Source organism: Flagellimonas alvinocaridis (genome assembly GCF_004916895.1).
GTDB lineage: Bacteria > Bacteroidota > Bacteroidia > Flavobacteriales > Flavobacteriaceae > Flagellimonas > Flagellimonas alvinocaridis.
Genome location: NZ_SNTZ01000002.1, coordinates 243,170 through 269,844 on the forward strand (window position 1 = coordinate 243,170; position 26,675 = coordinate 269,844).

26 protein-coding genes are annotated in these 26,675 nt (G+C 41.6%); 17 read left to right on the forward strand and 9 right to left on the reverse strand.

What is annotated here, in order from left to right; translation table 11 throughout:
- Window positions 1-12: 12 nt before the first annotated feature.
- Window positions 13-861, reverse strand: a complete 849-nt coding sequence (gene purU, locus EZV76_RS06380) for a formyltetrahydrofolate deformylase (RefSeq protein ID WP_136565764.1) — start codon at window positions 859-861, stop codon at window positions 13-15.
- A 141-nt stretch (window positions 862-1,002) separates the two neighbouring features.
- Here purU and EZV76_RS06385 point away from each other — a divergent pair, with 141 nt between their 5' ends.
- Window positions 1,003-4,461, forward strand: coding sequence for a methylmalonyl-CoA mutase family protein (locus EZV76_RS06385; RefSeq protein WP_136565765.1), 3,459 nt, complete (start codon window positions 1,003-1,005; stop codon window positions 4,459-4,461).
- Between the two features lie 10 nt (window positions 4,462-4,471).
- On the opposite strand, the gene EZV76_RS06390 is transcribed toward EZV76_RS06385, so the two are convergent.
- Window positions 4,472-4,873: a hypothetical protein gene (locus EZV76_RS06390; RefSeq protein WP_136565766.1), complete on the reverse strand. Its 402-nt coding sequence runs from the start codon at window positions 4,871-4,873 to the stop codon at window positions 4,472-4,474.
- Window positions 4,874-4,995: 122 nt separating this feature from the next.
- Between EZV76_RS06390 and EZV76_RS06395 the strand changes: the two genes are divergently transcribed.
- Both EZV76_RS06395 and EZV76_RS06400 read left to right on the forward strand, forming a co-directional pair.
- Entirely contained in the window at window positions 4,996-5,448 is a 453-nt protein-coding gene (locus EZV76_RS06395; protein ID WP_136565767.1) for an Lrp/AsnC family transcriptional regulator, read from the forward strand.
- Between the two features lie 69 nt (window positions 5,449-5,517).
- Window positions 5,518-6,936: an alpha/beta hydrolase gene (locus EZV76_RS06400; RefSeq protein WP_136565768.1), complete on the forward strand. Its 1,419-nt coding sequence runs from the start codon at window positions 5,518-5,520 to the stop codon at window positions 6,934-6,936.
- On the opposite strand, the gene EZV76_RS06405 is transcribed toward EZV76_RS06400, so the two are convergent.
- On the reverse strand, window positions 6,920-7,660 hold the full coding sequence (locus EZV76_RS06405; RefSeq protein ID WP_136565769.1) for a DJ-1/PfpI family protein: 741 nt from the start codon (window positions 7,658-7,660) through the stop codon (window positions 6,920-6,922). The two genes, EZV76_RS06400 and EZV76_RS06405, sit on opposite strands and share 17 nt — an antisense overlap.
- 59 nt (window positions 7,661-7,719) lie before the next feature.
- Between EZV76_RS06405 and EZV76_RS06410 the strand changes: the two genes are divergently transcribed.
- Window positions 7,720-8,358, forward strand: coding sequence for a DUF1684 domain-containing protein (locus EZV76_RS06410; RefSeq protein WP_136565770.1), 639 nt, complete (start codon window positions 7,720-7,722; stop codon window positions 8,356-8,358).
- A 54-nt stretch (window positions 8,359-8,412) separates the two neighbouring features.
- Here the strand turns inward: EZV76_RS06410 and EZV76_RS06415 are convergent, their stop codons facing one another.
- The 4 genes from EZV76_RS06415 to crcB all read right to left on the reverse strand — a co-directional run bounded on the left by EZV76_RS06415 (window position 8,413) and on the right by crcB (window position 11,887).
- On the reverse strand, window positions 8,413-9,465 hold the full coding sequence (locus EZV76_RS06415; protein ID WP_136565771.1) for an outer membrane beta-barrel protein: 1,053 nt from the start codon (window positions 9,463-9,465) through the stop codon (window positions 8,413-8,415).
- Window positions 9,466-9,587: 122 nt separating this feature from the next.
- On the reverse strand, window positions 9,588-10,871 hold the full coding sequence (locus EZV76_RS06420; protein ID WP_136565772.1) for an ammonium transporter: 1,284 nt from the start codon (window positions 10,869-10,871) through the stop codon (window positions 9,588-9,590).
- Between the two features lie 33 nt (window positions 10,872-10,904).
- Window positions 10,905-11,243, reverse strand: a complete 339-nt coding sequence (locus EZV76_RS06425; RefSeq protein WP_072877242.1) for a P-II family nitrogen regulator — start codon at window positions 11,241-11,243, stop codon at window positions 10,905-10,907.
- A 269-nt stretch (window positions 11,244-11,512) separates the two neighbouring features.
- Complete coding sequence (gene crcB, locus EZV76_RS06430) at window positions 11,513-11,887, reverse strand: fluoride efflux transporter CrcB (protein WP_136565773.1); 375 nt, start codon at window positions 11,885-11,887, stop codon at window positions 11,513-11,515.
- 539 nt (window positions 11,888-12,426) lie between these two features.
- On the opposite strand from crcB, the gene EZV76_RS06445 reads away from it, so the two are divergent.
- Window positions 12,427-12,813 (forward strand): pyrophosphohydrolase domain-containing protein, encoded by a 387-nt coding sequence (locus EZV76_RS06445; protein WP_136565776.1) that lies wholly within the window; start codon window positions 12,427-12,429, stop codon window positions 12,811-12,813.
- A gap of 32 nt (window positions 12,814-12,845) precedes the next feature.
- On the opposite strand, the gene EZV76_RS06450 is transcribed toward EZV76_RS06445, so the two are convergent.
- Window positions 12,846-13,913, reverse strand: coding sequence for a branched-chain amino acid aminotransferase (locus tag EZV76_RS06450; RefSeq protein WP_136565777.1), 1,068 nt, complete (start codon window positions 13,911-13,913; stop codon window positions 12,846-12,848).
- 106 nt (window positions 13,914-14,019) lie between these two features.
- Between EZV76_RS06450 and EZV76_RS06455 the strand changes: the two genes are divergently transcribed.
- The 10 genes from EZV76_RS06455 (at window position 14,020) to EZV76_RS06500 (ending at window position 23,499) form a co-directional block, all read left to right on the forward strand.
- Window positions 14,020-14,490 carry a DUF4920 domain-containing protein gene (locus EZV76_RS06455; RefSeq protein ID WP_136565778.1) on the forward strand — a complete coding sequence of 157 codons (471 nt, stop codon included), beginning with the start codon at window positions 14,020-14,022 and terminating at the stop codon, window positions 14,488-14,490.
- Window positions 14,491-14,492: 2 nt separating this feature from the next.
- Window positions 14,493-15,155, forward strand: a complete 663-nt coding sequence (gene mnmC2 / locus EZV76_RS06460) for a tRNA (5-methylaminomethyl-2-thiouridine)(34)-methyltransferase MnmC2 (RefSeq protein ID WP_136565779.1) — start codon at window positions 14,493-14,495, stop codon at window positions 15,153-15,155.
- 136 nt (window positions 15,156-15,291) lie between these two features.
- Entirely contained in the window at window positions 15,292-16,248 is a 957-nt protein-coding gene (locus tag EZV76_RS06465) for a TIGR01777 family oxidoreductase (RefSeq protein WP_136565780.1), read from the forward strand.
- 129 nt (window positions 16,249-16,377) lie between these two features.
- Entirely contained in the window at window positions 16,378-16,953 is a 576-nt protein-coding gene (locus EZV76_RS06470) for a nucleotide exchange factor GrpE (protein WP_136565781.1), read from the forward strand.
- Window positions 16,954-16,963: 10 nt separating this feature from the next.
- On the forward strand, window positions 16,964-18,082 hold the full coding sequence (dnaJ, locus tag EZV76_RS06475) for a molecular chaperone DnaJ (RefSeq protein ID WP_136565782.1): 1,119 nt from the start codon (window positions 16,964-16,966) through the stop codon (window positions 18,080-18,082).
- A 182-nt stretch (window positions 18,083-18,264) separates the two neighbouring features.
- The gene (locus EZV76_RS06480) at window positions 18,265-19,203 is read left to right on the forward strand and encodes an ABC transporter ATP-binding protein (RefSeq protein WP_136565783.1); all 939 of its coding nucleotides are present in this window, start codon (window positions 18,265-18,267) and stop codon (window positions 19,201-19,203) included.
- Window positions 19,196-20,533, forward strand: a complete 1,338-nt coding sequence (locus tag EZV76_RS06485) for an ABC transporter permease (protein ID WP_201741838.1) — start codon at window positions 19,196-19,198, stop codon at window positions 20,531-20,533. Before EZV76_RS06480 ends, EZV76_RS06485 begins: the two co-directional genes overlap by 8 nt.
- Window positions 20,534-20,539: 6 nt before the next feature.
- Window positions 20,540-21,424 (forward strand): mechanosensitive ion channel family protein, encoded by an 885-nt coding sequence (locus tag EZV76_RS06490; protein ID WP_136565785.1) that lies wholly within the window; start codon window positions 20,540-20,542, stop codon window positions 21,422-21,424.
- 44 nt (window positions 21,425-21,468) lie between these two features.
- A complete protein-coding gene (locus EZV76_RS06495) occupies window positions 21,469-22,326 on the forward strand; it encodes a DUF6268 family outer membrane beta-barrel protein (RefSeq protein ID WP_236640869.1) in 858 nt (285 codons plus the stop codon).
- A 9-nt stretch (window positions 22,327-22,335) separates the two neighbouring features.
- Window positions 22,336-23,499: a sigma-54-dependent transcriptional regulator gene (locus EZV76_RS06500; protein ID WP_136565787.1), complete on the forward strand. Its 1,164-nt coding sequence runs from the start codon at window positions 22,336-22,338 to the stop codon at window positions 23,497-23,499.
- On the opposite strand, the gene EZV76_RS06505 is transcribed toward EZV76_RS06500, so the two are convergent.
- Window positions 23,500-24,216 carry a hypothetical protein gene (locus EZV76_RS06505; RefSeq protein WP_136565788.1) on the reverse strand — a complete coding sequence of 239 codons (717 nt, stop codon included), beginning with the start codon at window positions 24,214-24,216 and terminating at the stop codon, window positions 23,500-23,502.
- 176 nt (window positions 24,217-24,392) lie between these two features.
- On the opposite strand from EZV76_RS06505, the gene EZV76_RS06510 reads away from it, so the two are divergent.
- Together EZV76_RS06510 and EZV76_RS06515 are read left to right on the forward strand one after the other, a co-directional pair.
- On the forward strand, window positions 24,393-25,277 hold the full coding sequence (locus tag EZV76_RS06510; protein ID WP_136565789.1) for a PPK2 family polyphosphate kinase: 885 nt from the start codon (window positions 24,393-24,395) through the stop codon (window positions 25,275-25,277).
- Entirely contained in the window at window positions 25,274-26,671 is a 1,398-nt protein-coding gene (locus EZV76_RS06515; protein WP_136565790.1) for a M20/M25/M40 family metallo-hydrolase, read from the forward strand. Before EZV76_RS06510 ends, EZV76_RS06515 begins: the two co-directional genes overlap by 4 nt.
- The last annotated feature ends 4 nt before the right edge of the window (window positions 26,672-26,675 follow it).

The following is a 26,675-nucleotide window of genomic DNA, read 5'->3' on the forward strand; positions in this document are numbered from 1 at the left end:
GGGATGCAATTTTTAAGAAAAAATCACCGTCTTGTTGTTGTAGACCATGGTTTTTCGGGCTACGTGCAACTGTACGGCACGGGAAAGTACAATACGTTCCAAATCTTTACCCTTGGCAATAAAATCTTTTATGGAATGCGAGTGGGAAACAGCCGTAACATCCTGTTCAATAATAGGGCCGGCATCCAAATCTTCAGTTACATAATGACTAGTGGCCCCAATAATTTTCACACCACGTTCAAAAGCGGCATGGTAAGGTTTAGCTCCTACAAAGGCTGGCAAAAAGGAATGGTGGATGTTAATGATTTTTTGAGGATAGGTATCAATCAATCTTGGGGATATAATCTGCATGTAACGTGCCAATACGATAAAATCCACTTGGTGTTCCTTTAATAGTTTGAGCTGTTCGGCTTCGGCATTCTCCTTGGTTTCCTTGGTGACAGGAACATGGTAAAACGGAATCTTGAACTGTTCCGCCACATAGGCCAAATCTTGGTGGTTGCTCAGGATAAAAGGAATATCAACCAATAATTCTCCGGATTTGAAACGGCTCAATAAGTCATAAAGGCAATGGTTGTACTTGGATACAAAGATGGCCATTTTTGGTTTGTAGCCTTCAAGATAGGCATCCCACTCCATATTGAATTCCTTGGCAAGCGTAGCGTCAAATTCTGTCTTGAAACCATCCAAAACAATTTCTTTTTCAAACTCACTTTGCAAACGCATAAAGAAAACCCCCGCTTGTTTGTCCACATGCTGATCCAAATACACAACGTTTCCTTCTTGCTGATGGATAAAAGTGGTTACTGATCGTATAATACCGGATTGGTCAGGACAATGGATAAGTATAGTGAGCTTCATGGACGAATTTAGACCGATAAAATTATAACATTCAGAAAAAGCAGACCAAAGGACCAAAGTTTTTTGTAATATTCTAAGTGAAATCGATTTTGATTTGCATTTTCTGTAAATTGCATGGCGGAAAAAGACCTTTTATTGATAATGGAACAAATCAAACCCTATTCGCCTAAAAATAAAATCAGGATTGTAACTGCAGCTTCGCTTTTTGATGGGCATGATGCAGCCATTAATATCATGAGGCGTATTATCCAATCCACTGGTGTCGAGGTGATTCACTTGGGGCATGATAGAAGTGTGGCCGAAGTGGTAGATTGTGCCATTCAGGAAGATGCCAATGCCATCGCCATGACTTCATATCAAGGTGGGCATAATGAGTACTTCAGATATATGTTTGATTTGCTCCAGGAAAGGGGGGCTGGCCATATCAAGATTTTTGGAGGTGGTGGAGGTGTGATACTTCCCGAGGAAATAAAAGAATTAATGACCTATGGAATAGAGCGCATCTATTCACCTGATGATGGTCGCCATATGGGATTGCAGGGGATGATCAATGATTTGGTGCAGCGCTGCGATGCCCAAGTCCCGGATTTAATACTTCCCAAAGGGAAAAAGGTCGGAAAAGTACTGGAAGGGAAAGATGTCAATTCAATTGCTAGATTGATTTCCTTGGCAGAAAACAGACATGACGAGTTTGAAAAATATAAAGATGAAATACTGGACGGAGCTACACAAGTCCCCGTTTTGGGAATAACTGGAACAGGAGGTGCTGGGAAATCCAGTTTGGTAGACGAGCTGGTCCGCCGCTTTTTGACGGATTTTCCCGAGAAGCATGTGGGCATTATTTCTGTGGACCCATCCAAACGAAAAACCGGTGGAGCACTTTTGGGGGATAGGATCCGGATGAACGCCATAAATAACGAACGGGTATATATGCGGTCGTTGGCCACCAGACAGTCGAATTTGGCCCTTTCCAAACATGTATCGGAAGCCGTTCAGGTTCTTAAGGCCGCAAAGTATGATTTAATTGTTTTGGAAACCTCCGGAATAGGTCAGTCAGATACCGAGATTTTGGAACATAGCGATGTGTCTCTTTATGTGATGACTCCGGAATTTGGAGCTGCTACCCAGTTGGAGAAGATAGATATGTTGGACTTTGCGGATGTGGTGGCCATAAATAAGTTCGATAAAAGGGGAGCTTTGGATGCCCTTCGCGACGTAAAAAAGCAATACGCGCGAAACCATAGGCTATGGCATGCCAAGGAAGAGAACCTTCCCATTTTTGGGACCATTGCTTCGCAATTCAATGATCCTGGGATGAACAATCTTTACAAAAAGGTTATGGATACTTTGGTGGAAAAGGCAGGTTCCAAATTGGTTTCAAATTTTGAGGTGACCCAAGAAATGGCCGAAAAAATATATGTAATTCCACCATCCCGCACCCGGTACCTCTCAGAAATATCCGAGAATAATAGGTCTTATGATCTTAAGGCAATCAATCAAGCCAAGGTCGCCCAAAAGCTGTACGGTATTTTTCTCACCTTGGCCAGTATTTTGGATATGGACCAAAGTAAAGCCGAGGAACTTTTTTTGGGTAAATCAGGTCTTAATGAGGATAATGTTCTTTCCCATTTAACAAGTGCCGATGAAAAGAGCTTATTGAATATATTGATCAAAGAGTTTGATAAGGTGAAGATGCACCTCCTGCCACAGCATTGGGAATCGATTTTAAAATGGCGGGATACGGTTGCCCAATATAAATCCGAGGTCTACTCCTTTAAAGTGCGGAATAGAGAGGTGAAGATAAAAACCCATACCCAATCACTTTCCCATAGTCAAATCCCAAAAGTGGCCTTGCCCAAATACAAGGCATGGGGTGATATTCTCAGTTGGATTTTGCAAGAGAACGTGCCAGGAGAGTTTCCATATACTGCTGGACTGTATCCTTTCAAGCGGGAAGGGGAGGACCCTACAAGAATGTTTGCAGGGGAAGGTGGCCCGGAACGTACCAACAGAAGGTTCCATTATGTAAGTTTGGATATGCCTGCAAAGCGTCTCTCCACAGCTTTTGATTCTGTGACATTGTATGGAAATGATCCTGACCACAGGCCAGATATTTATGGGAAAATTGGCAATGCCGGAGTGTCCATTTGTTGTTTAGATGATGCCAAGAAACTCTATTCCGGGTTTGATTTGAGCAATCCCATGACTTCTGTGAGTATGACCATCAATGGGCCGGCTCCGATGTTATTGGGCTTTTTCATGAATGCTGCCATTGATCAAAACTGTGAGAAGTACATCAAGGAAAAAGGACTCGAAAAAGAGGTAGAGAAGAAGATTGAGGACATCTTCAAAAAGAAAGAAACAGCCCGTCCCACGTACTTGGGAGACCTTCCCGAAGGGAACAGCGGGTTGGGGTTGATGCTTTTAGGGGTCACTGGAGATCAGGTGTTGCCCAAAGAGGTGTATGAAAAAATCAAGAAGGATACCCTGAGCCAAGTTAGGGGAACGGTACAGGCAGATATTTTAAAGGAGGACCAAGCGCAGAATACCTGTATTTTTTCAACCGAATTTGCCCTGAGGTTGATGGGGGATGTGCAGGAATATTTCATTGACCATCAAGTGCGTAATTTTTACTCGGTCTCTATTTCAGGATACCATATAGCCGAGGCCGGTGCCAATCCCATCACACAATTGGCTTTTACCCTCTCCAATGGGTTCACTTATGTGGAATATTATTTGAGCAGGGGAATGGACATTGATAAGTTTGGTCCCAATCTATCGTTTTTCTTTTCCAATGGGGTGGATCCCGAATATGCTGTGATAGGAAGGGTGGCCCGAAGGATTTGGGCCAAGGCACTCAAGGAAAAATATGGGGCCAACCCTAGGGCCCAAATGTTGAAGTACCATATACAAACTTCGGGAAGGAGCTTGCATGCCCAAGAAATTGATTTCAACGATATTAGAACTACGCTGCAAGCGCTCTACGCCATTTATGACAATTGTAATTCTTTGCATACCAACGCCTATGATGAAGCCATAACCACTCCTACCGAAGAATCTGTCCGAAGGGCCATGGCCATACAATTGATCATCAATAAGGAATTGGGATTGGCCAAAAATGAGAATCCACTTCAAGGGTCTTTCATCATCGAGGAGTTGACAGATTTAGTGGAAGAGGCAGTATTGTTGGAGTTTGATAGAATTACGGAACGGGGCGGAGTATTGGGCGCCATGGAGACCATGTACCAACGTTCCAAGATTCAAGAGGAAAGTCTTCATTATGAAACCTTGAAACATTCCGGGGAATATCCCATTATTGGGGTGAATACTTTTTTAAGTTCTAAGGGATCCCCCACCATTTTACCGGCTGAAGTGATTAGGGCAACGGAAGAAGAGAAGAAAAACCAAATTGATACTTTGAACAACCTCCACACAAGGGAACGTGGTGCGGCAGAAAAGCATTTGTTGGTGCTACAACAGGTCGCAGTTCAAAATGGAAATATTTTTGAAAAACTAATGGAAGTCACCAAATACTGTTCTTTGGGGCAAATCACAAAAGCCTTGTTTCAAGTGGGAGGACAATACCGACGTAATATGTAAAAAGGGAAAACTAGTCGTTTCTATTGTGAAAAGACTTTCGCCACTTTTTAAAGGAAACCCTAAAAATTTTAATTTCCTTCCGAAGCAGGTTTAGATATTCCTTTTCCTTTACACCATCACGTTCCAAACCATTGCAATAGGCTAAAATATTGCGGGTCATAATGTTGATGTAGCTAAGACTTCGCATCCGAACGGAATAGGAATTGCTCAAAGCAGCTTGCTCCACTTCTTTGGTAATGAGCAGTGCATCGTTTTTAAGGGATTGGGAAATGTCATCCCGAAAATTATCGATCTTACGCAACGATAGAATTTCCTTATTATAGGAAAAATACGAAGCCACAGCTTCGCTCAAATCTCGCAAAGCCAAAGAATTACGGTAGACAACCAGTGAATTTAGAGAACTCTTCTCCATGTTTTCATAGCAATTTTGTCCTATAAAATTACGCACGAATTAAAAATTGTTACTTTGTTTTCAAAAGAGAAAAAGTTATTTTACCTTTAAATATAAATTTTGAAAGCTATTTTTCTTTACATATGAAGGTCGATGAACTTAATTGGCAAATCTTGGGGTATTTGCAGCGAAATGCCAGGGAATCTTTTGCCAATATTGGGCGTAAAGTTGGTCTTACACCGCCGGCGGTTGCAGAGCGTGTAAAAAAGATGGAGGACTTGGGAATCATTGAGGGCTATGGTGCCAATATCTCTTACGTTTTGGCGGGTCATCAGCTTAAGGCAATTATTATGTTGAGGGCCTTTATGGGAAAACTGAAGCCTTTTTTGGACAAGGTGAAGTCATTTCAAGAGGTGGTAAACTGTTATCGGATTACCGGGAACGAGAACATTATCATGGAAGTGGTGCTTCGGGACCAGGCCCATTTGGAAAAATTTATTGACGAACTTATTGTGTACGGAGAATGTAGAACCCATATAGTATTAAGTAATGTTGTGGCCCATGCCCCAATAAAGAATGGCAAGTTGATCAAGTAAATTCCGATTAATGCATGGGTAATTGGAGTTCTTAACCTTTTTTGGCTAGATTTTTGTTGCAATAGAACTATGAAAAAACCATACTTATTACTTTTTCTCTCAGGTATTCTGCTGACCTCTCTTTCAGCCCAAACCATAACCTTAAAAAAGGGGGAAATCATTGAGTCAATCCCGGCAAACGATTCCATTTCAAGTACTTTTTCGCTCTATCTTCCCACATATTTTACTACAGACAAGCAATGGCCTTTGTTGATGGTATTCAATTTGGAAGGTAAAGAAAAACAAGCCATGTCCATGTTTTTATCATCCGCTGAAGAGGAAGGCTATGTCTTGGCTGCGCCTAGGGTGTTAGATAGTATTTCATTGACCAATAATATGTTGGCAACGGCAGGTTCACTGGAAAGTATAACAGGCATGTTGCCTATTCAAAATGGGAGATTGTATGCGGCAGGTACAGATTCTGGAGGACGTTTTGCCAGTTTGGTGCCCACTTTTATCAAACAAGTAAAGGGGGTGATTTCCATAAGCGCATCACTCGCCAATACAGACTTACTAAATATAAAGGAACCCTTCCATTTCATTGGGATGGTCAACAAGAACCATTTTAATTACCCAACACTATTGTCGGATGAGAAAATATTGGACGCCTATAAATTTCCCAACCATATATTGTTGTTCGAAGAAAAAAGCGATTGGCCAGAAAAAGAATACCTGAAAAAAGGAATGCAGTTGTTCACTCTGCAGGCCATGGGAAGAAAATGGATACCCAGGGATTCTGCTTATGTGGAAGCAGCTTTTCAAGAAGATTTGGAGAAGATAAACAGTCTTAAAAACTCTGGAAACTTTCTTGTGGCCGAGCAGTATTTAGGTGAAATGATGGGCATGTACGGGGCGCTGAAAAATTTGGATTCACTTCGGAAAGTACAAAAGGAACTAAGAAAGAATAAGCAGTTTAGGGCCATGAGACGTGCCGAAAATGCCGCTTTTTTGAAGGAAACACTTTTAAAGGAAGACTATCAGTATTATATGGAAGAGGATTTGCTTACCCATAATTTTAAGAATTTGGGTTGGTGGAACTATCAAATGACCGAGATAAACAAGTTTATCACAAGTTCCAACCCCTACGACGTGGAAATGGGAAACCGTTTGTTGGGTTTTGTGAATGCATTGGCAGCAGACAACATTGAAATGGTCCAGACGAATGATGTTGTAGACCAAGATGCCCTTGCTTTTTTATATATGCTAAAAACGATCACGGAACCCAATAACTTCGAATTTTACCTCAAGACTATTTCCTTAAGCGCTAAGAACGAGGATTTTGGGACTTCTCTCTTCTACTTGGAGGAGGCTTTGAAAAAAGGATTCAAGGATAAAGAGAAGTTGTATGGATTGGAGCATACGGCCCTATTAAGGATAACCCCTGAGTTTAACACCTTGGTCTCCAAATATCTAAAAGACGCCCTTTACGATATTATTGAGGAAGAATAAGTTTTGGAACATCGTCAAGTTTCCAATCAATGACCAACCCGCCTGCTATGGATTCGGCAATTTCCTTTCCATATAGAAATTCGCATAGGTAGAGAGCCGCTTCAAAACTTTTTGCCCCACCTGCCGAGGTAATGAACTTTCCATCATGGACAAACAAAACGCTATCCTTGACATTGAGATGGGGGAACATTTCCCTGTACTTCCCAATATCACTTGGGAAAGTTGTGGAAACCACACTATCCAAAACTCCCGATTTGGCCAATACAAAGGCTCCATCACAATGCGAGGTCACAAATAGGGCTACCTTGCTCACCTTACGCACAAAATTTAGCATTGTGGTATCTTTCAAGTCCGTATCCAAGTGATGCTCTGCGCTTGGAACCACCAAAATATCAATTTTGGGCAATGCGTCCTGGGTGTAGTCAAAATCGGGAAGTATACGTATGCCCTCGAACGAGGTTATCGGTTTCAAAGTGTTGGCTACAGAAAAAGTGTTCATGGCCTTGATCCCTTTTCTGAACTGTGTATGCTGAAATATATCGAAAGGCGCCGTGAACTCCGTATTGTACACTCCATCCATGATCAAAAATCCCACATTGTATCGGTCAGGGTCCAAAGTTGGTAATATCCGCTGTTCTACCTGTTGGATTTCCTCTATTGATTTTTTCTCCGAACAAGCGGATAGAAAAACCAAGGTGGCTAAAAAGAATACTTTGTTCATCATAGTGGCGCTAAGTTACCATTAAGAATGATTTCCACTACTTTTGTTGTAAAATTGAGTGAATGAAATACGTGTTGACCCTAGTTGTGTTGATTATTTTGTCATGTGGCAATGGTAAGAAATATCATGACCAAGAGGAAAAGGTATCTTCCAAATCATCTTTGGTGGAGGATATATTAAAATTTCAGAAAGAGACAAACGAAAGTTTTATGGACCCTGAAACCTCTCCACTCCCGGATAGATATCGCAAGGATTTTGAAGGACTGGATTTTTTTGAGCCTGACACTACCTATGTGGTCAAGGCAAAGTTTGTGTTGACTCCCGACGCCGTACCATTTTTGTTGCCCACCACCACAGATAGGAAAAGCCGAGAGGTGGTTTATGGAATTGCCCACTTTACCCTGAATGGAAGTGAACACCAGTTGGAAGTCTACCAAAGTCTGGATTTAATGGATGACGAGGAGTATGAAGATTATCTGTTCCTCCCTTTTTTAGATGAAACCAACGGGGCAGAAACCTATGGGGGAGGACGTTATATAGACTTGTCCATTCCGGAAGGGGATACTCTTGTGATTGATTTCAACAAGGCATACAATCCGTATTGTGTATATAACAAAAAGTACTCCTGCCCTCTCGTGCCAAGGCAAAATTATTTGAGAACTATGGTGAGAGCAGGAGTGAAAAACTTCAATAAAGACTAAAAAAGCCTTAATCCTAGTGGAGTAAGGCTTTCTCTTGGATAATTTTCCTTGGGATTAAAAGGAATATATCGCAGCAAAAAGCACAGAGGCCAAGCTAGCTGTAGGGGCTCTGTCATTATCTATAAAAACATCTTCGGAAGCACTGTCCAAACGAATTTCAGGTTTTAGTATCAAATCGCCAACAGTGGCACTCCCTGTAAGTGTTAAGGCAAACACACTGGCATCACCATCCGCATCAAATTGATCTCCGATTGCGCCAAAGAAATCACCTTCCATGAAATATTCGCCGCGAAGGCCAATTGAAAAGTTTTCCGAGGTTTTATATTGTGGATAAAGGGCAACGCCTGTAAAAGTTCCGCCATCGTCTTCTTGACTAAAGTGGGCGGCGTTTATACCCAGAAAGAATTCTTCGGAGACATCAAAGCCTCCCGTGAAGTCTACTTCAAATCCACCTTGGCTGTACAAGAAATTCAAAAACTGACCGGAATATCCCAACTGGGCTCCAACAGCGTAATCCCCGGTTCCATTCAATTCGGTCAAATCCGTGGGGTTCATTACAGCCAACATGGCAGACCAATCACTTCCCAAATCAAAATCAGCCTTTAAGCCTGTATGGCTAAACGGGCCGTAGGAAAATAGATAAGATGTACTGTAATTAAAATTGGCAGCAGGAGAAATTACTTCATACCCTAAAAAGGTGTTGAAATTACCAAAGGTAAGTGTGACAGCATCGCTGACATTCCAGTATACATACAATTGGTTGACGATATCTCCTGTGGCGGAATACATCGGCGAGGCAAAAATAGCATCGGTTCCCCTGGGTCCAAAGACCAAATCGGCCACAAATCCTACCTTTTCTCCTTCATAGTTGGCGATGACGTTGGCCATACCCAGGGAGAATCCATCCAAATTGGCAAATGATGAACCTGGGGCAATGGCTTCCTCGCCATTTGGAGCTGTAATGTTTGATCTATAATAGGCGTCAACAGTACCACTAAAATTGAATTTCGGCTTTTCTTCTTCTTGGGCAAACACACCCATAGAGATTAGCGCCAGTGCTGGAAAAGCGATTTTTTTTACGTAATTTGCATTCGTAATCTTTCTCATCTTGGAATCGTTTTAGATGCCCTTCTTGCGAGGGGCATACGGTTATTTAAATAGAGTTAGTTTGAAGATTATGTAACGGAGCGTTCTGCCAAACGCTCCGTTTTTTTGTTTGAGCTAGTTAGTTAGTTGTTTTGGGAGGAAATGTGTTCCGGGTATGCCTCCATTCCGTGTTCGTGAAGGTCCAAGCCTTCTATTTCTTCTTTTTCGGAAACCCTAAGACCTATGGTCTTCTTTAAAATGAACAGTACAATGAATGATGCTGCTCCAGCCCAAAGGATATATGCCAGTGAACCGTAGGTTTGCACCCATAATAGTTTGGCACCGCCTCCATAGAACAATCCGCCATCCAAGGCAAAGAATCCAATAAGTACTGTGCCCAAAAAGCCACATACACCATGTACTGAAATAGCTCCTACTGGGTCATCAATTTTCAATTTCTTGTCAATGAATTCAATAGACGAGACCACTACAATGCCACAAATAAGTCCAATGAAAAGAGCTCCAAAAGTGTTTACGGCACCACAACCTGCAGTAATGCCTACCAAACCGGCCAAAGCACCGTTCAAAGTCATGGAGATATCCGCCTTTCCGTATCTGGCCCAGCTAAAGAAGAGAGCCGCTATAGCTCCCATGGCTGCAGCAATATTGGTGTTGATGATAACGCCGACTGCACCAACAGTGTTCTCTCCTCCCCAAGCCAATTGGGAACCACCGTTGAAACCAAACCATCCCAACCATAAAATAAACACACCTAGGGCGCCAAAGGCCATATTGTGACCGGGGATAACTTTTACTTTGCCATCTACGTATTTTCCAATTCGGGGACCTACCAAAATAGCGGCCACTAAAGCTGCTGCACCTCCAACGGCATGAACCACAGAAGAGCCCGCAAAATCGATGAATCCGGCAGTGTTCAACCAAGCATCATCATCAAATGGCCAATACCAGCTACCGGATATGGGGTAGATAAGGGTGGTGAGTACGGCTGAAAAGATAAGGTAGGTCGAAAATTTGGTCCTACCGGCTATGGCACCAGATACAATGGTAGCAGCTGTAGCACAGAAAACGGTTTGGAAGAATAAGTTGTGCCAATCCGTTGCACTAAAAAAGAAATATCCTTGATCGGAAGGGCTTGATCTAAAAAAGCCTCCGCCTACAAGGTCGCTGCCGTACATAATGGCATAACCTACTGCCCAGAACATAATGGAGCCTATTGAAAGGTCCATAAAATTTTTCATTATAATATTGCCCGAGTTTTTACTGCGGGTAAATCCAATTTCCACTAGGGTGAATCCTGCCTGCATAAAGAAAACCAAAATGGCTGCAATGGTAATCCATAATGCACCCATGTCACCATTAATGGTTTCAATGGCTTTATCTATTGCTTCTTGTCCTTGTACAATCATAATCTAAGTTTTTTTGAGTTTTTGGCTGTTTGTTTAGTTAATTCCTGCGCTACCGCTTTCCTTGGTTCGTATCCTGTAAGCTTCTATCATGTCTGATACAAAGATTTTTCCATCACCTACGTTTCCAGTACTAGCGGTATCCAATAGGACATTAATGGTCCTTTCCAAAAAATCATCCGAAACCACAATGACCAGATACCTTCGTTGTATATCACTGGTACTATAGGATATGCCTCGGTATACATGTCCCTGTTTCTCGTTTCCAACTCCAGTCACATCCCAGTAACTGAAGAAGTTGACCTCAATCTGATGTAGGGCTTTTTTCACCTCATCAAATTTTGATTTTCTAATAATTGCCTCGACTTTTTTCATAATAATACGGTTAATTGATTTCCCAAATATATGTTAAACCATATAAGACCATATATCTTTAGGGGGTATAGGTCCAATTTTTATTAAAATAAAAAATCACCCCCTAAAATTTTAGGGGTATGCTATTTTAATTATGTTTTTTATGGAATATTGATGAATATGTTTTTTCCAGAAAGGATAAAACGCAAGATTTTGATGCGCAAACGAAAGAGCTGGCGACTAATTGTTAAAAATTTAACAAAATGAAGAGGCGTTTCAGGAATTATAACTTACTCGCCGAACTTGGAGAGCCATAATCCTAAGACAACGGCAAAAATGCCGATAACAATGCTGGAAATTAGATAGATGGAAAAATGAAGCAATTCACTGTTCTTGAGAAGAAAGTGTTTTTCAAAAGCAAAAGCGGAAAAAGTAGTGAAACCTCCGCAAAAGCCCGTTGCCAAAAATAGTGTGGAATTTTGGGATAATAGATTGCTTTTGGCGGATAAGCCCAAAATAAGGCCAATAAGGAGGCAACCAATTATATTTACCAAAAAAGTACCAAAGAAAAAATTTGGGAACAAGGGGTTCAAGGGTTTTGAAATGGCATACCTAAGAACGCTGCCAAATCCACCCCCTAAAAAAACAAGAATGGCCTGTTTCATACCCAAATGTACAAACTATACTGCTTTTTTGTACTCGGTTTCAGAAGACTCTTGGGGGAAGAACTTTGTAATAGTGGTCTCTGAAATTTTTTGAATCGGTTTTTTAAATCCTTTTCTACTTTTAGTGGCACTGAAAATTAAAAAAAGGCCATTGATTGCGAGCAAAACAAAAAATAGGCTAAAAAAAGTTGTCATTTATTTCTGCTAAACAATTGTTAAACAAAAGTACGTTTTTTCCTATAGGTTTGGATTATTTAGCGCTATAAAAGTTGTCAACCTCTCGTTTTTTGTGGGGAATCTAATTCTTATGTTAATTTTTAAGAAAGTTCTTGATCAAGAATAGGATAGCAATAAAAGTCATAAAAGAAATCAGCACCCATTTAACGCCTTTATAATTTTTCTTATGTAATTTTTTGTCCTTTCTATATGTGAAAGAGATGATTGCCACAAATGCTATGATAAAAAGTAGCGCAAAAATTAACTGTCCTGAGCTGAACATATTTTTTATTTTTATGCAAAGCTAAATCAAATCGAGTATAATGAAAAGTAAAATAAAGGCGGTGGAGTTGTTCCACAATTCTTTTGGTCTAGGTGTTTCAACCAAGCCAAAGGCAAATTTGGGAAAAGAGAAAAACTTATTGAGGTTTAATCTTATGGATGAGGAGAACCAAGAGTATTTGGAGGCGGCCAATGATGGTGATTTAATTGAAGTGGCTGATGCCTTGGGAGACATGCTTTACATTCTGTGCGGAACCATCTTGGAGCATGGCATGCAATATAAGATTGAAGAGGTTTTTGAAGAAATTCAACGAAGTAACATGAGCAAGTTGGGATCGGATGGAAAACCTATATATAGGGAGGATGGAAAAGTGATGAAGGGGCCAAATTATTTTAAACCAGATATTCAATCCATTATGGACAAATAAAAAAGGCACCTTTAGGTGCCCTTTTTATTAACTTATGAAACTGGATATCGCCAACCGAACTTGTCTTCGGCTCTATTGTATTGAATGTCTGTTATTCTTTTCTTCAGGCGTGAAGCAAAGCTGTCCTTTAGTTCTGGAAGCTCGTAATCTTCTCCCTTATAACCAAAGGCACCTATGGGTGAAACCACTGCAGCCGTACCCGCACCGAACATTTCTTTCAAGGAACCGTTTTTGGCAGCTTCCACTATTTCATGGACAGAGACTTTCCTGACCTCGGTTTTTATTCCTTCGTCCTTAGCAATGTCCAAGATGCTTTTCCGGGTAATACCGTCAAGAATACGGTCATTGGTAGGGGCTGTGAGAAGGGTGTCTCCAATACGTACAAAAACGTTCATGGCACCAGCTTCCTCAATAAATTCGTGAGTGTTGTCGTCGGTCCAGATGACCTGTTGATATCCTTTTTCCGCAGCCAGTTGGGTCGGGTAAAACTGTCCGGCATAGTTACCCCCTGCCTTGGCATAGCCCACTCCACCATTTGCGGCTCGTGAATAGGTTTCCTCAATCAAAACCTTTACACTCCCAGAAAAATAGGTTCCGGAGGGTGCACAGGCTATGATGAATTTATAGGCATTGGCAGGTGAGGCGTGAAAACCGGTGCCAGAAGCAAATATAAAAGGTCTAATATATAAGGAACTGCCCGGAGTGGTAGGAACCCAATCTTTTTCCAATTGCAATAAGGCCGTAAGTCCCTCCATAAAATAAGCCTCGGGAAGTTGGGGAATTGCCAATCGCTTTGCGGATTTGTTCAAACGTTTATGGTTTTCCAAAGGACGGAACAACCATATTTTTTCATTGTCGTCCTTGTACGCCTTCATACCTTCAAAAATAGATTGCCCATAGTGAAATATCTTTGCTGAAGGATCCAGGGTAATGGGTTGGTAAGGAACAATTTTTGGAGTTTTCCATTCGCCATCAACGTAATCGCAGACCAACATGTGATCTGTGTAAATGCTTCCAAAAGAAAGATTTTCAAAATCCACCTCATGGATTTTGGATGTTTTTGCCTTTTCTACTGAGATATTGTTCATTACAGCTTCCATATCATTAACATTAGGAAGGTTAAAATTAGCTATTTATTGTTACTTTTAGGAGTTTCAAAATTCTAATTTCTGTTCTTTGTTCAGAATGGTTCAAATATTGGATAAAATGAGGTCTTTTAACATTTTTTATGCTGTTTTGCTATTGTTTGCAACCCAATTGATATTTGCCCAGGAGCAAGTCAAGAAAGAATACTATGGAAAAAAGTTCACTGTTTTGGAGAAACCCGGAAGGAATGGGGCTGTTTTTGAAAACCTATCGCTAAAGGATTCTGTCCAAACCCAATTGGTGGGTGAGATCAAGGAAGTATGCCAAGTAAAGGGGTGTTGGATGAAGGTTAAAATCAATACAGATGACGAAGTCTTCGTACGGTTTAAGGACTATGGTTTTTTTGTGCCGACCGATGCTTCGGATAAAAAGGTATACATGGACGGGATTGCTTTTTTGGAAGAAATGTCCGTGGACGACCAAAAACATTATGCCAAGGACAGTGGTGCTTCGCAAGAAGAAATTGATAAGATCGTGGAGCCCAAGCGCATACTTAGGTATGAGGCAGCAGGGGTTCTCATTGAAGAATAAGATTGAAAAGAAAGATCATTACTACAGGAGATGGCTCAAAGACCATCCAAATAGAGGAATGGGATGAGCAGTACCACTCCAAACATGGTGCCGTACAGGAAGCTTATCACGTTTTTATTGAACACGGTTTGCGGTTGTTCAAAAACTCAAAAATCAATTTATTGGAGATTGGTTTTGGTACTGGATTGAATGCCTTTATTACTTTGTTGGAAGCCGAAAAACTAGGTTTGACCATAAATTATGTTGGTGTGGAAGCCTATCCGGTTTCCTTAAAAGAAGTTGCCGAATTGGGGTATGGTACAAGGTTGAATGCCTTGGGCCATCAACAATTGTTCGAGAAAATGCATCAGCTCCCTTGGGAGGAAAATCTCCAGATTTCTAAAAGTTTTTCGATCAACAAGCAACAAAAAGATTTTAAGGAAATAAATGATAAGGAAGAATACGACCTTATCTATTTTGATGCGTTTGGGGCCAGGGTACAACCAGAGCTTTGGACCGAAGAGATTTTTAAGATAATGTATGAATCTCTTAAAAAAGGAGGTGTTCTGGTCACGTACGCCGCCAAAGGTAGCGTAAGACGCGCCATGCAAACTGTTGGGTTTACCGTAGAGCGGCTGCCCGGCCCACCCGGAAAACGCGAAATGCTCAGAGCAAGGAAAATCTAATTGACGTCAACCAGTTGTTAAGATCGTGGCTAGAGTTTATCATAAATTTGCTTAAAGTAGGGCTATTTGTGTTAAACCTAAATTAATACCTCATAAACAGTCTTTTAAACCTGTAAATTTGTGGAAAAATGGAGGTATGAAGGTGCTGATTACAGGTGCTACGGGTTTAGTTGGACAAGCAATCGTGAAAGTTTTGCATGAGAAGGAAATTGCTGTCAACTATTTAACTACCCAAAAGCGCAAAATAGTACAGTCTGAAACGTACAACGGTTTTTATTGGAATCCAAGTAAAGGCAAAATAGATTCAGCTTGTTTTAAGGGAGTCGATGCCATAATCAATCTGGCAGGGACCAGTATTGCCAAACGTTGGACCCCAATACACAAAAAGAAGATTCTTTCCAGTAGAATCAATAGCCTACAAACATTGTACAATGCATTGGAAAAAGAGGATACATCGACTATTGAGTTATTGATTTCCGCATCTGCCATTGGTATATATCCAAATTCCCTTTCGCAATTCTACAATGAACAGGAGTCTAAGGTGGATAATAGTTTTGTTGGTGAGGTGGCCCAGAAATGGGAGGCAAAAGCCGATACATTCAAGAACTTGGGAATTGAGGTTTCAAAAGTTCGTATCGGGATTGTATTGTCCACCCAAGGTGGAGCTTTGCCCCAGATGGCCAAACCTGTTAAAAAATACGCAGGAGCTCCAGTGGGTAGTGGAGATCAATGGCAATCTTGGGTACATATTGATGATTTGGCGCAAATGTTTGTGTTTATCTTGGAGAATAACCTCAATGGAGTGTATAATGGTGTGGCGCCCAATCCGGTAACCAATGCCAAAATGACCAAGGAGTTGGCGCGGGCATTGGACTATCCACTTTGGCTTCCAAATGTGCCCAAGGTATTGCTTAAGATGCTTTTGGGTGAAATGTCTTATCTTCTATTGGCAAGCCATAGGGTGAGTTCCAAAAAGATGGAAAATGAAGGGTTCGATTTTCAATATCCCAATATTTGTTTGGCATTACAAGACCTTTATTCCGAAAAGAACAGCAAGGCATCATTGGATCCTGTTTCTGAGGAGTTGGTCTAATAGCATAACTTTTAGTGTAAGTCTAAATCCGCTTTAGCGGATTTTTTTAGGTTTTGTTGTGACATTTTGACATTTTCGAGCAATTGGCAGTACTTTTGCCACTTCAAAAAGAGAATAAAATAGACATATATGAGCAAGAAAAGTAAGGTTGAGGAAATGGAAGGGTACCAAGAAGAGGCCCAAACTGTTGAAAATCCTGAGCTGAACGATGAGAATATGGATAATGCTGGGGACAAAGGAGAAAATGTGGAAGCTTCGGAGGAAGACAAACTACGTGGGGAGTTGGCCAAGGAGAAAGATAAGTTTTTAAGACTTTTTGCCGAGTTCGAAAACTTTAAAAAGAGAACTTCCAAAGAACGCATGGATCTTTTTAAGACGGCGGGCCAAGAAGTTATGGTATCTCTATTGCCCGTTTTGGATGATTTTGATCGTGCCTTGAAAGAACTTTCCAAATCTGAGGACAAAGAAATGTTCAAAGGCGTGGAGCTTATCAACAATAAGTTTAAGGAAACGCTTAAAAATAAGGGCTTGGAACAGATAGAGGTTGGCGAAGGCGATACTTTTGATGCTGAAGTCCACGATGCCATAACCCAAATCCCGGCACCCAACAAAAAATTGAAAGGTAAAATCATAGATGTGGTTGAAAAAGGCTTTAAGCTTGGAGACCGTATCATTCGACACCCCAAGGTGGTCGTTGGCAACTAACTAGCAGTGTATGAAGGAGGACTATTACGAAATATTAGGTGTTTCCAAAGGAGCATCCGCCGCAGAAATAAAAAAGGCTTACAGAAAGAAAGCTATTGAATTTCACCCGGACAAGAACCCTGGGGATGCCAAGGCAGAGGAGATGTTCAAGAAAGCGGCCGAAGCCTATGAGGTTTTGAGCGATCAGGACAAGCGCGCAAAGTACGATCAGTTTGGCCATGCAGCCTTTGATGGTAGCGCTGGATTTGGCGGAGGAGGTATGAACATGGATGATATTTTCAGTCAGTTTGGAGATATCTTTGGAAGTGCATTTGGTGGTGGATTTAGTGGTTTCAGTGGATTTGGCGGTGGCGGACAGCGTAGGGTCAAGGGAAGTAATCTGCGTATTCGGGTAAAACTTACCTTGGAAGAGGTTGCCAACGGGGTAGAGAAGAAAGTTAAGGTGAGACGAAAGGTGCAGGCCGATGGGGTCACCTACAAAACCTGTCCCACTTGTAACGGTTCTGGGCAAATCACCAAGATTACCAATACCATTTTGGGTAGAATGCAGACCGCTACCACCTGTAATACCTGTGGCGGTTCTGGTCAAACCATAGACAAACGTCCTGCTGGGGCTGATGCCCAAGGACTTAAAGTAGAAGAGGAGACCATTTCCATTAAAATTCCGCCAGGGGTTGAAGACGGTATGCAATTAAAGGTGTCCGGAAAAGGAAACGGGGCGCCTGGAAATGGAATCCCAGGAGATTTATTGGTAGCGATAGAGACCATTGAACACGATACGCTCAAAAGGGAAGGGGATAACCTTCACTACGATTTATACATCAGTATTTCGGAAGCCGTACTGGGCAGTTCCAAGGAAATAGATGCTATTGGAGGCAAAGTGCGAATAAAATTGGAACCTGGAATCCAATCCGGTAAGATTTTGAGATTGAGGGGGAAAGGAATCAACAGCATTAATGGTTATGGTAGTGGCGATTTGTTGGTGCACGTCAATGTATGGACTCCGAAGGAACTAAATAAGGAACAGCGGGAGTTTTTTGAACGAATGCAAAATGACGAAAATTTTGTGCCAAAGCCTGAAAAATCGGACAAATCCTTTTTTGAAAAGGTAAAAGATATGTTCTCATAAGAAGAAAAAACTTGCTGTTTAAATAAAAAACGTATATTTGAAACTGATGTTGGGTGACCAATATCTAATTTTCTTTTTCATAGCAATTTTTTTCCCATCCTTGAAATTTTTAAGGGTGGGTTTTTGTTTTAAGGGGATTTGATCGTATTGGGCAAATACATATCTTTGAAAAAATAGAATGCATGGAGAACATCCTTGTTGCCAAAAATGTTTCCAAAACATATGGAAACTATACCGCATTGAGCAACATTTCACTCAATATACCCAAAAATTGCATCTACGGTCTTTTGGGACCCAACGGTGCGGGTAAAACCTCTTTCATCCGGATAATTAATCAGATTACCCATCAGGATTCTGGGGAAATTTTGTTCGATGGTGAACCATTGGCACAACATCATATAGCACATATAGGGTACTTGCCAGAGGAGCGCGGTCTATACAAGAGCATGAAGGTAGGGGAGCAAGCCCTTTATCTGGCCCAATTAAAGGGGCTATCCAAAAGTGAGGCCAAGGAAAAATTAAAGTATTGGTTTGACCGTCTAAATATTGGCGACTGGTGGAACAAGAAAATCCAGGAACTGTCAAAGGGAATGGCACAGAAGATTCAATTTATTGTAACTGTTCTTCACGACCCAAAATTGTTGATTTTTGATGAACCTTTCAGCGGGTTTGACCCCATAAATGCCAATATCATCAAAGATGAGATTCTTCAACTCAAGGAAAAAGGAACCTCGATCATCTTTTCTACCCACAGAATGGAATCTGTTGAAGAACTATGTGAATATATCGCCCTGATTCATAAATCGGAAAAAATCCTTGACGGAAAACTCTCTGACATAAAGAAAGCATACAAAAACAACATTTTCAATGTAGGGCTGCAGACCCAGGAAAATGCAGAAAAGTTGATCCAGGAACTGAACGAAAAGTACCATATACTGTCCTCGGGTTTCGATAATGTGGAAAAACAATTGGATTTTAAAGTACAATTGCCCTCTTCCCATACTGCCGAAATACTTTCCGAACTATCCAAAATGGCCAATGTGAACCGTTTTGAGGAAACCATTCCGTCGGCCAATGATATTTTTATACAAACCGTAAACAACAAGGACAATGATAGGTAAATTAGGACTGATCATAAGGCGGGAGTACTTGGCGAAGGTGAGGAACAGGACCTTTATTGTCATGACCATACTAAGCCCACTCTTGATTGTGGGGATGATCATATTGATAGCCTACCTTACCAAGATAAATGATAATGAAAAGAGAGTCATTTCCATTCTTAATGAGAGTGCTTTTTTTCAACAGGAGTTTAAGCCCACAGAGCATATCTCCTATATTCATTTGGATGGGTTGAGTTTGGATGAAGCCAAAGACTCCATAAGTGCTTTGGGGTATTACGGACTATTGCACCTCCCTTATGGCGAGGATGGGGAACAAGTGGCGGAATCTGCCCATTTGTACACAAAGGACAATCCAAGCACACAGATTACGCAGCACTTGGAAGGCATTTTTCAAAGAAAGTTACGGCAAGAAAGATTGAAAAAACTAGGGGTTTCACAAGATCAGTTTTCACTGGTGGAACAGCCTTTTGACCTTCAACTGGCTACTTTTGATGGTGAAAAGAGTGTGAAGGGCATCAATGAAATTAAAGCTTTCATTGGTGGCGGCTTTGGTTATGCCATTATGATGTTCATTATTATTTATGGTGGTTTTGTAATGCGGAGCGTAATAGAAGAAAAGACCAGCAGGATCATTGAGGTGATTATTTCCTCCGTAAAACCCTTCCAATTGATGCTGGGCAAGATCATAGGTACATCTTTGGCGGGAATTACCCAGTTTACCATCTGGTTGATATCCGCTTCGATATTACTGTTCTTGGCGGTAGTGTTGTTGGGTATAGACCTTGGAGCCATGGCAGGCAATACCAATATGCCGCCAGGTGCAATGAATGAAATGTCCCAATTGGCAACCATGGACAGCGAGATGATGATTTATACAAAGGAAATATTGGATATTCCATGGGGGTTGTTGATAGTTTCTTTTTTTATCTACTTTATTTTGGGATACCTGATTTACAGTTCAATATATGCTGCCATTGGGGCCGCAGTGGACAATGAGACCGATACCCAACAATTTATTTTCCCCATTATTTTGCCACTCATGTTGGCCATTTATGTGGGGTTCTTCTCTGTTTTTAGCAATCCGCATGGACCCATTGCGGTTGGCTTTTCATTGTTTCCACTGACCTCGCCAATTGTCATGTTGATGCGATTACCTGGTGGAATTGGGGAAGGTGGTGTACCTTTATGGCAATTGTTGGCATCCATAGCTTTGTTGGTGGTTACTTTTCTGGGAATTGTATCCCTTGCCGCGAAAATTTATAGAGTTGGGATATTGATGTACGGTAAAAAGCCAACCTACAAAGAATTGATCAAATGGTTACGATATTAAACGAACATGCAAACTGATAATGAGATAAAGGAAATCATCCAAGAAGATATATGGGGTTCCATCAAGGAGTTCCTCAATCTTGGATTTCATATTGGTGAGGGAGAAAAATCCATTAACCTGACCTTGGGACTTCTTCTCTTACTGACCATTACCATTATTGTGGCCAAGTTTGTCTTAAAGTGGGTCAGATATTTGCTCACCCATAAGATGGAGCGGGAAGACAAGCAAAAGTTTTCAAGTGTCTTCAAGTTCACCAATTATGTAATTTATCTGGTGGTGATCTTGGTCACTTTGAGTGGTGCCGGGATAGATATTACGTTGATCATCACCGCATCGGCTGCGCTCTTTGTAGGTTTGGGATTGGCACTTCAGGAATTGTTCAAAGACATTCTTGGGGGTATTTTCATTATAGTGGACAAGTCTCTTCAGGTTGGTGATATTGTTGAGGTTCAAGGTAAGGTGGGCAAGATATTCGAAATAAAGCTCAGGACTACAAGGGCCATTACCAGAGATGATAAGGTAGTTATCATTCCAAACCACAAGTTCATCAGTGATATCATGTTCAACTATACCCAAAATCATCGTACCACACGTGAGAGGGTAAGTGTTGGGGTGGCGTATGGAAGTAATGTGGAGTTGGTTACCCAAATTTTGGAACAAGTGGCCGCCGAACAAAAGCAAATCCTTAAAAACCCAAAACCATTTGTGTTGTTTGATGACTTTGGAGACTCGGCCCTTATGTTCTCTATACATTTTTTTACCAACGACAGTTTCAGCGACCCTAGGATCAAAAGCGAAATGAGATATAAAATCAATTCCAAGTTCGCAGAAAACAGCATAAGCATTCCGTTTCCGCAACGAGATGTACATATTATTCAGCAAAAAACTTAAGCAAGATAAAAACCTCAACCTGCAGTTCAATACTTTGGGGGTGCTTGGCGTCCCTAGCCATACTTTGTGGGCCAAAAGCATTCGCCCAAAGCACCGATATTTTCAGAGTGGAATACTTGAATATCCCCGAAAACGATTCTGGAATAAAAACCCAGCGGTATAAGTTCCTCTTTAATCTGCCCATACAGGTTAATGCAAAGAAAGATTACCTTATTACCGGCATGGAATACAACCGCTTTGATGTGGGCTATTCCCAAGACTTTCCATTTGATAAGAGCGAACTGATTCGGTTTCATGTCATTGACATGAATTTGGGATTCATTACCAAATGGAACGAGAATTGGAACTTCGTCTCCATTCTTACCCCAAGAATGGCCTCTAATTTTACCAGTGGGTCCCTCACCGATGATTTTTTCCTGAATGCGACAGCCGCATTTTGGAAAGAACGCCCCAATGCAGACCGGCCATATAGAATAGTTCTGGGGCTCACCTATAACAGTACCACCGGTATCCCTGTTCCGTTACCTTTGATAAATTATTATAGAAAGTTTCATCCAAAGTGGTCTTACACGCTTGGAATACCGCGTTCAAGCTTTAAGCATTACATCAACAAAAAACATTCAGTGGACTTGGCATTGTTCTTGGATGGGTATTTTATAAATGTCCAGAACAATATTGTTTTGCCCAATGATCAAGTTGCATCCAAAATATCATTGACCGCTCTGGTGGGTACGCTGGGATATCAGTACAACCTATCCAAGAACACATCCATTTTTGTTATGGCTGGTCGTTCTTTCGAACAGGAAGGAAAGTTAAGGAATGACGATCAAGGAGATGTTTTTTTGCTGAATGACGAGGCAAATTTTTATATTAGGACTGGCTTCAAAATAGGAATCTTTTAAAAAAAGCGTATGTCAAAAATTCTGGTAATAGAGGACGAATCAGCCATTAGAAGGGTTTTAGTGAAAATTTTAGTCGAGGAAAGTGATTCTTATAGTGTTCAAGAAGCAGAAGATGGACTTAGTGGGATAGAGACCATAAAGAAAGAAGACTTTGATTTGGTCCTTTGTGATATAAAAATGCCAAAAATGGATGGTGTTGAGGTATTGGAGGCCGCAAAAAAAATAAAACCTGAGATTCCTTTCATTATGATTTCTGGGCATGGCGATTTGGATACCGCAGTGAATACAATGCGAATGGGTGCCTTTGACTATATCTCCAAGCCACCAGACTTAAACAGATTGCTTACTACGGTACGGAATGCCTTGGATCGAAAAGAGTTGGTGGTAGAGAATAAAATCCTTAAAAAGAAGGTTTCCAAGAATTATGAGATGGTGGGCAATAGCGAAGAAATTGGAGTCATTAAGGATATGATTGAAAAGGTGGCCCCCACCGATGCACGCGTACTGATCACAGGATCTAATGGTACAGGAAAGGAATTGGTGGCCCATTGGCTACATCAAAAAAGTCCACGGTCCGCAGCACCTTTTATTGAGGTGAACTGTGCTGCTATTCCATCCGAATTGATAGAGAGTGAATTGTTTGGCCATGTAAAAGGCGCCTTTACTTCTGCTGTTAAGGATCGGGCAGGCAAGTTTGAGGCTGCTAACAAAGGCACTATATTTTTGGACGAGATTGGCGATATGAGCTTGTCGGCACAAGCCAAGGTACTTCGAGCGTTGCAAGAAAACAAGATTTCCAGGGTAGGTTCCGATAAGGACATTAAAGTAGATGTTCGCGTGTTGGCAGCTACCAACAAGGATTTAAAAAAGGAGATAGAGGACGGAAAGTTTAGAGAGGACCTTTACCATCGTTTGGCGGTCATCCTAATAAAAGTACCTGCATTGAATGATAGACGGGACGATATTCCTATACTGATAGAACATTTTGCCAAGAAAATAGCATCCGAACAAGGAACAGCTCCCAAGGAGTTTTCAAAAAAGGCCACCGAACTTCTTAAAGGGTATGACTGGACCGGAAATGTTAGGGAGCTACGTAATGTGGTTGAACGTTTGATTATTCTTGGGGGCAAGGAAGTGTCCGAAGAGGACGTTAAGCTCTTTGCCAGTAAATAATCATTCCAAAGCGCCACATTTATCCAAACGTGAAAGTGCATCTTTGGTAAGGTTCTTTACCCGCTGATGGTATTCTTTCTTGTGGGCCGACAATTCGGTGTTGAGCAGGACCAACCTTGATTCCTCATAAATATTGCTCACAAATCGTTGCGCTTCCTCACAATCTACCTCTTGAACCACTTTTTCCAAAGAGGATTCAAACCCTAAAAGGCAATTGTGTACCTGCTGCTTTACCATATTTTCATGCGTCAGGAACATTCCATGTTGGTTTTCCAACGCTTCCTTGGTGTTCATGACCAAAGTAGAGTTACCGTAAGAGCTTATATGCTCTTGTTCAAAAACCCGTAGCACTTTAATGCCGATCAAGGTGTTCTCCAAAGCTCGGTGCAATGATTTTTTGGAAGTCTTTAAAGACTCGGCCTTAGTAGCAGTTTTAAGCTCAGTTAGGGCATTCTCCAGACTTTCAATGGTTCCCTCGCATCCGCAGTCCAAAAAATTGGATCGGGTTTTTTCAATGCCATTCAACGCCTTGTATGCATGGTATTTGGCCATTTCCATGTCTTTGGAAACAACGGCATCCTGTATTTTGCTTTTGATGTATTCAAGGTTGGAATTGGCATATTCACAGGCATTTGTGCCTCTAAATGAAACCATTAAGCATAGGCCAAGTATACCTATGACAAAGACTATAAGTAGGATAATCTTTCTAGTATTCATAACGCATTTGATTTGGGACGTAGCGTCTTTGATTCCCACTAAATTAGGACAGGGGTGAGGCCGTTACGAATAAGATCGATAAAAAAGCAATCTTCATCCATGAGTGGTAAAAGTGTCGATGAATAGCAGTCTTTTTTGGGTTGAAAGAGTGCTCAAAATGGACTATATTCAATCCCATGGAAAAAATCAATACGAATACATATAAAGTAGAAGAAGGGTTTAATTTATCCCAAAGAGCTACATATCAGGATTTTGGAGCGTCAGAAAAAGAGTTGAAAAAGGAACTCAAGTCAATCAGGAAGGATTTAGGAGAGTTCCAAGATACCATGTATGCCCATGGTAAATATGGAGTTTTGGTATGCCTACAGGGCATGGATACCGCAGGAAAGGATAGCTTGATCAGGGAAGTCTTCAAAGACTTTAATGCTCGGGGGGTGGTAGTGCATAGTTTTAAGGTACCCACACCGTTGGAATTGAGACACGACTATCTATGGCGACATTACATTGCACTGCCAGAACGGGGCAAGTTTTCCGTATTCAACAGGACCCATTATGAGAATGTACTGGTCACCAAAGTGCATCCCGAATACATTTTAGGGGAGAATATACCCGGAGTGGAATCGGTTTCCGATATAGATGATGCCTTTTGGGAGAAACGTTACAGACAAATCAATGATTTTGAAAAGCATGTGGCCGAAAATGGGACGGTGATCTTTAAGTTTTTTCTACACCTCTCCAAAGAAGAACAGCGTCAACGTTTATTGCGCAGAATCCATTTAAAGCGAAAAAACTGGAAATTTTCCCCAGGTGACCTTGAAGAGCGCAAACTATGGGATAACTATCAAAAATGTTATGAAGAGGCCTTGAACAAAACCTCCAAGGAACATGCACCTTGGTTTGTGGTTCCGGCAGACAATAAAGAGGCGGCCCGTGTCATTGTGGCATCCGTAATGCTGGAAGCGTTAAAAAAGTACAAAGATATCGAGGAACCCGAGCTCGATGATAAAATAAAGGCTAATTTAGAAACCTTTAAACAAGAACTGGAAAAAGAAACCCCATGAGATTAGTACTGTTTTTAACCCTTTTGCTGGCAAGCACCCCTTTTTTTTCACAATCCGATGACGAAAAGCAAATAAAGGCCATATACGACAAAGCCTTAACTGATGGGCAGGCGTACGAATGGTTGGATTACCTTTCGAACCAGATTGGTGGTCGTTTGTCTGGGTCAGTACAGGCACAACAGGCAGTTGAGTACACCAAAGGCCAGTTGGATTCATTAGGGTTAGATAGAGTATGGTTACAGCCCGTAATGGTACCCAAATGGGTAAGGGGACTCCCGGAGTTTGCTTATATGGAAACCAAACCCGGACTCACTACCAACATGCCCATTTGTGCCTTGGGAGGTTCCGTGGCCACGCCAGATGGTGGCCTAAAGGCCAATATTGTTGAGGTTCAGGGGATAGAAGACCTTCAAAAATTGGGCAAGGATAAAATAGCGGGAAAGATTGTCTTTTACAATCGACCTATGGACCCTACGCTGATAAGCACTTTCGCATCGTATTCTGGTTGTGTGGACCAACGGTATTCCGGTGCGGCCGAGGCGGCCAAGTATGGTGCGCTTGGTGTGATCGTACGTTCCATGAACCTGCGCTCGGATGATTATCCGCATACGGGTTCCATGAGCTATGGCGATACGCCCGTTTCCCAGAGGATTCCTGCGGCGGCCATCAGTACCAACGGGGCCGATTTGTTGAGTACCACCCTAAAACTCAATCCCAACATCAAATTTTATTTTAAGCAGAATTGCAAGCAATACGAGGATGTGCAATCTTATAACGTCATTGGCGAAATCAAGGGAAGTACCTATCCCAATGAGGTAATGGTCGTGGGTGGACATTTGGATTCTTGGGATTTGGGTGATGGTTCCCATGACGATGGTGCCGGTTGCGTACAGAGCATGGACGTCCTTCGATTGTTGAAGAAAACGGGATACAAACCCAAGCGCACCATTCGCGTAGTGCTGTTCATGAATGAGGAAAACGGCCTCCGCGGAGGTAACAAATATGCCGAAGTGGCCTTGAGCAAGAACGAAAACCACGTCTTTGCCTTGGAAAGCGATTCAGGTGGATTTACCCCAAGGGGTTTTTCACTGGATTGTTCCGATGAAAATTTTGACCAGATCCAAAGCTGGAAAAGCTTGTTTGAACCTTATTTAATCCATTTGTTCGTGAAAGGGTTTAGTGGTGCCGACATTGGCCCCATGAAAAACCCCGATATTGTCCTGGCCGGTTTGGTACCCGATTCACAACGGTATTTTGACCATCACCATGCCGAGAACGACACTTTTGAGCACGTGAACAAACGTGAGCTGGAGCTGGGAGCAGCTTCTATGGCCAGTCTGGTGTACCTAATGGATAAATACGGTATTATTCCAGCATCAAAAATAAAGGGATAACCAA

What these genes read in the sequence shown, in the direction of transcription:
- EZV76_RS06410 (WP_136565770.1), top strand. Translation starts at nt 7,720, where the DNA reads ATGAAATACGTGTTGACCCTAGTTGTGTTGATTATTTTGTCATGTGGC.
- dnaJ (WP_136565782.1), top strand. Translation starts at nt 16,964, where the DNA reads ATGAAGGAGGACTATTACGAAATATTAGGTGTTTCCAAAGGAGCATCC.
- crcB (WP_136565773.1), bottom strand. Translation starts at nt 11,887, where the DNA reads ATGAAACAGGCCATTCTTGTTTTTTTAGGGGGTGGATTTGGCAGCGTT.
- EZV76_RS06455 (WP_136565778.1), top strand. Translation starts at nt 14,020, where the DNA reads ATGAGGTCTTTTAACATTTTTTATGCTGTTTTGCTATTGTTTGCAACC.
- EZV76_RS06425 (WP_072877242.1), bottom strand. Translation starts at nt 11,243, where the DNA reads ATGAAAAAAGTCGAGGCAATTATTAGAAAATCAAAATTTGATGAGGTG.
- EZV76_RS06420 (WP_136565772.1), bottom strand. Translation starts at nt 10,871, where the DNA reads ATGATTGTACAAGGACAAGAAGCAATAGATAAAGCCATTGAAACCATT.
- EZV76_RS06445 (WP_136565776.1), top strand. Translation starts at nt 12,427, where the DNA reads ATGAAAAGTAAAATAAAGGCGGTGGAGTTGTTCCACAATTCTTTTGGT.
- EZV76_RS06390 (WP_136565766.1), bottom strand. Translation starts at nt 4,873, where the DNA reads ATGGAGAAGAGTTCTCTAAATTCACTGGTTGTCTACCGTAATTCTTTG.
- EZV76_RS06450 (WP_136565777.1), bottom strand. Translation starts at nt 13,913, where the DNA reads ATGGAAGCTGTAATGAACAATATCTCAGTAGAAAAGGCAAAAACATCC.
- EZV76_RS06515 (WP_136565790.1), top strand. Translation starts at nt 25,274, where the DNA reads ATGAGATTAGTACTGTTTTTAACCCTTTTGCTGGCAAGCACCCCTTTT.
- EZV76_RS06415 (WP_136565771.1), bottom strand. Translation starts at nt 9,465, where the DNA reads ATGAGAAAGATTACGAATGCAAATTACGTAAAAAAAATCGCTTTTCCA.
- EZV76_RS06400 (WP_136565768.1), top strand. Translation starts at nt 5,518, where the DNA reads ATGAAAAAACCATACTTATTACTTTTTCTCTCAGGTATTCTGCTGACC.
- EZV76_RS06385 (WP_136565765.1), top strand. Translation starts at nt 1,003, where the DNA reads ATGGAACAAATCAAACCCTATTCGCCTAAAAATAAAATCAGGATTGTA.
- EZV76_RS06490 (WP_136565785.1), top strand. Translation starts at nt 20,540, where the DNA reads ATGCAAACTGATAATGAGATAAAGGAAATCATCCAAGAAGATATATGG.
- EZV76_RS06510 (WP_136565789.1), top strand. Translation starts at nt 24,393, where the DNA reads ATGGAAAAAATCAATACGAATACATATAAAGTAGAAGAAGGGTTTAAT.
- EZV76_RS06480 (WP_136565783.1), top strand. Translation starts at nt 18,265, where the DNA reads ATGGAGAACATCCTTGTTGCCAAAAATGTTTCCAAAACATATGGAAAC.
- purU (WP_136565764.1), bottom strand. Translation starts at nt 861, where the DNA reads ATGAAGCTCACTATACTTATCCATTGTCCTGACCAATCCGGTATTATA.
- EZV76_RS06500 (WP_136565787.1), top strand. Translation starts at nt 22,336, where the DNA reads ATGTCAAAAATTCTGGTAATAGAGGACGAATCAGCCATTAGAAGGGTT.
- EZV76_RS06470 (WP_136565781.1), top strand. Translation starts at nt 16,378, where the DNA reads ATGAGCAAGAAAAGTAAGGTTGAGGAAATGGAAGGGTACCAAGAAGAG.
- EZV76_RS06505 (WP_136565788.1), bottom strand. Translation starts at nt 24,216, where the DNA reads ATGAATACTAGAAAGATTATCCTACTTATAGTCTTTGTCATAGGTATA.
- EZV76_RS06395 (WP_136565767.1), top strand. Translation starts at nt 4,996, where the DNA reads ATGAAGGTCGATGAACTTAATTGGCAAATCTTGGGGTATTTGCAGCGA.
- EZV76_RS06405 (WP_136565769.1), bottom strand. Translation starts at nt 7,660, where the DNA reads ATGATGAACAAAGTATTCTTTTTAGCCACCTTGGTTTTTCTATCCGCT.
- EZV76_RS06465 (WP_136565780.1), top strand. Translation starts at nt 15,292, where the DNA reads ATGAAGGTGCTGATTACAGGTGCTACGGGTTTAGTTGGACAAGCAATC.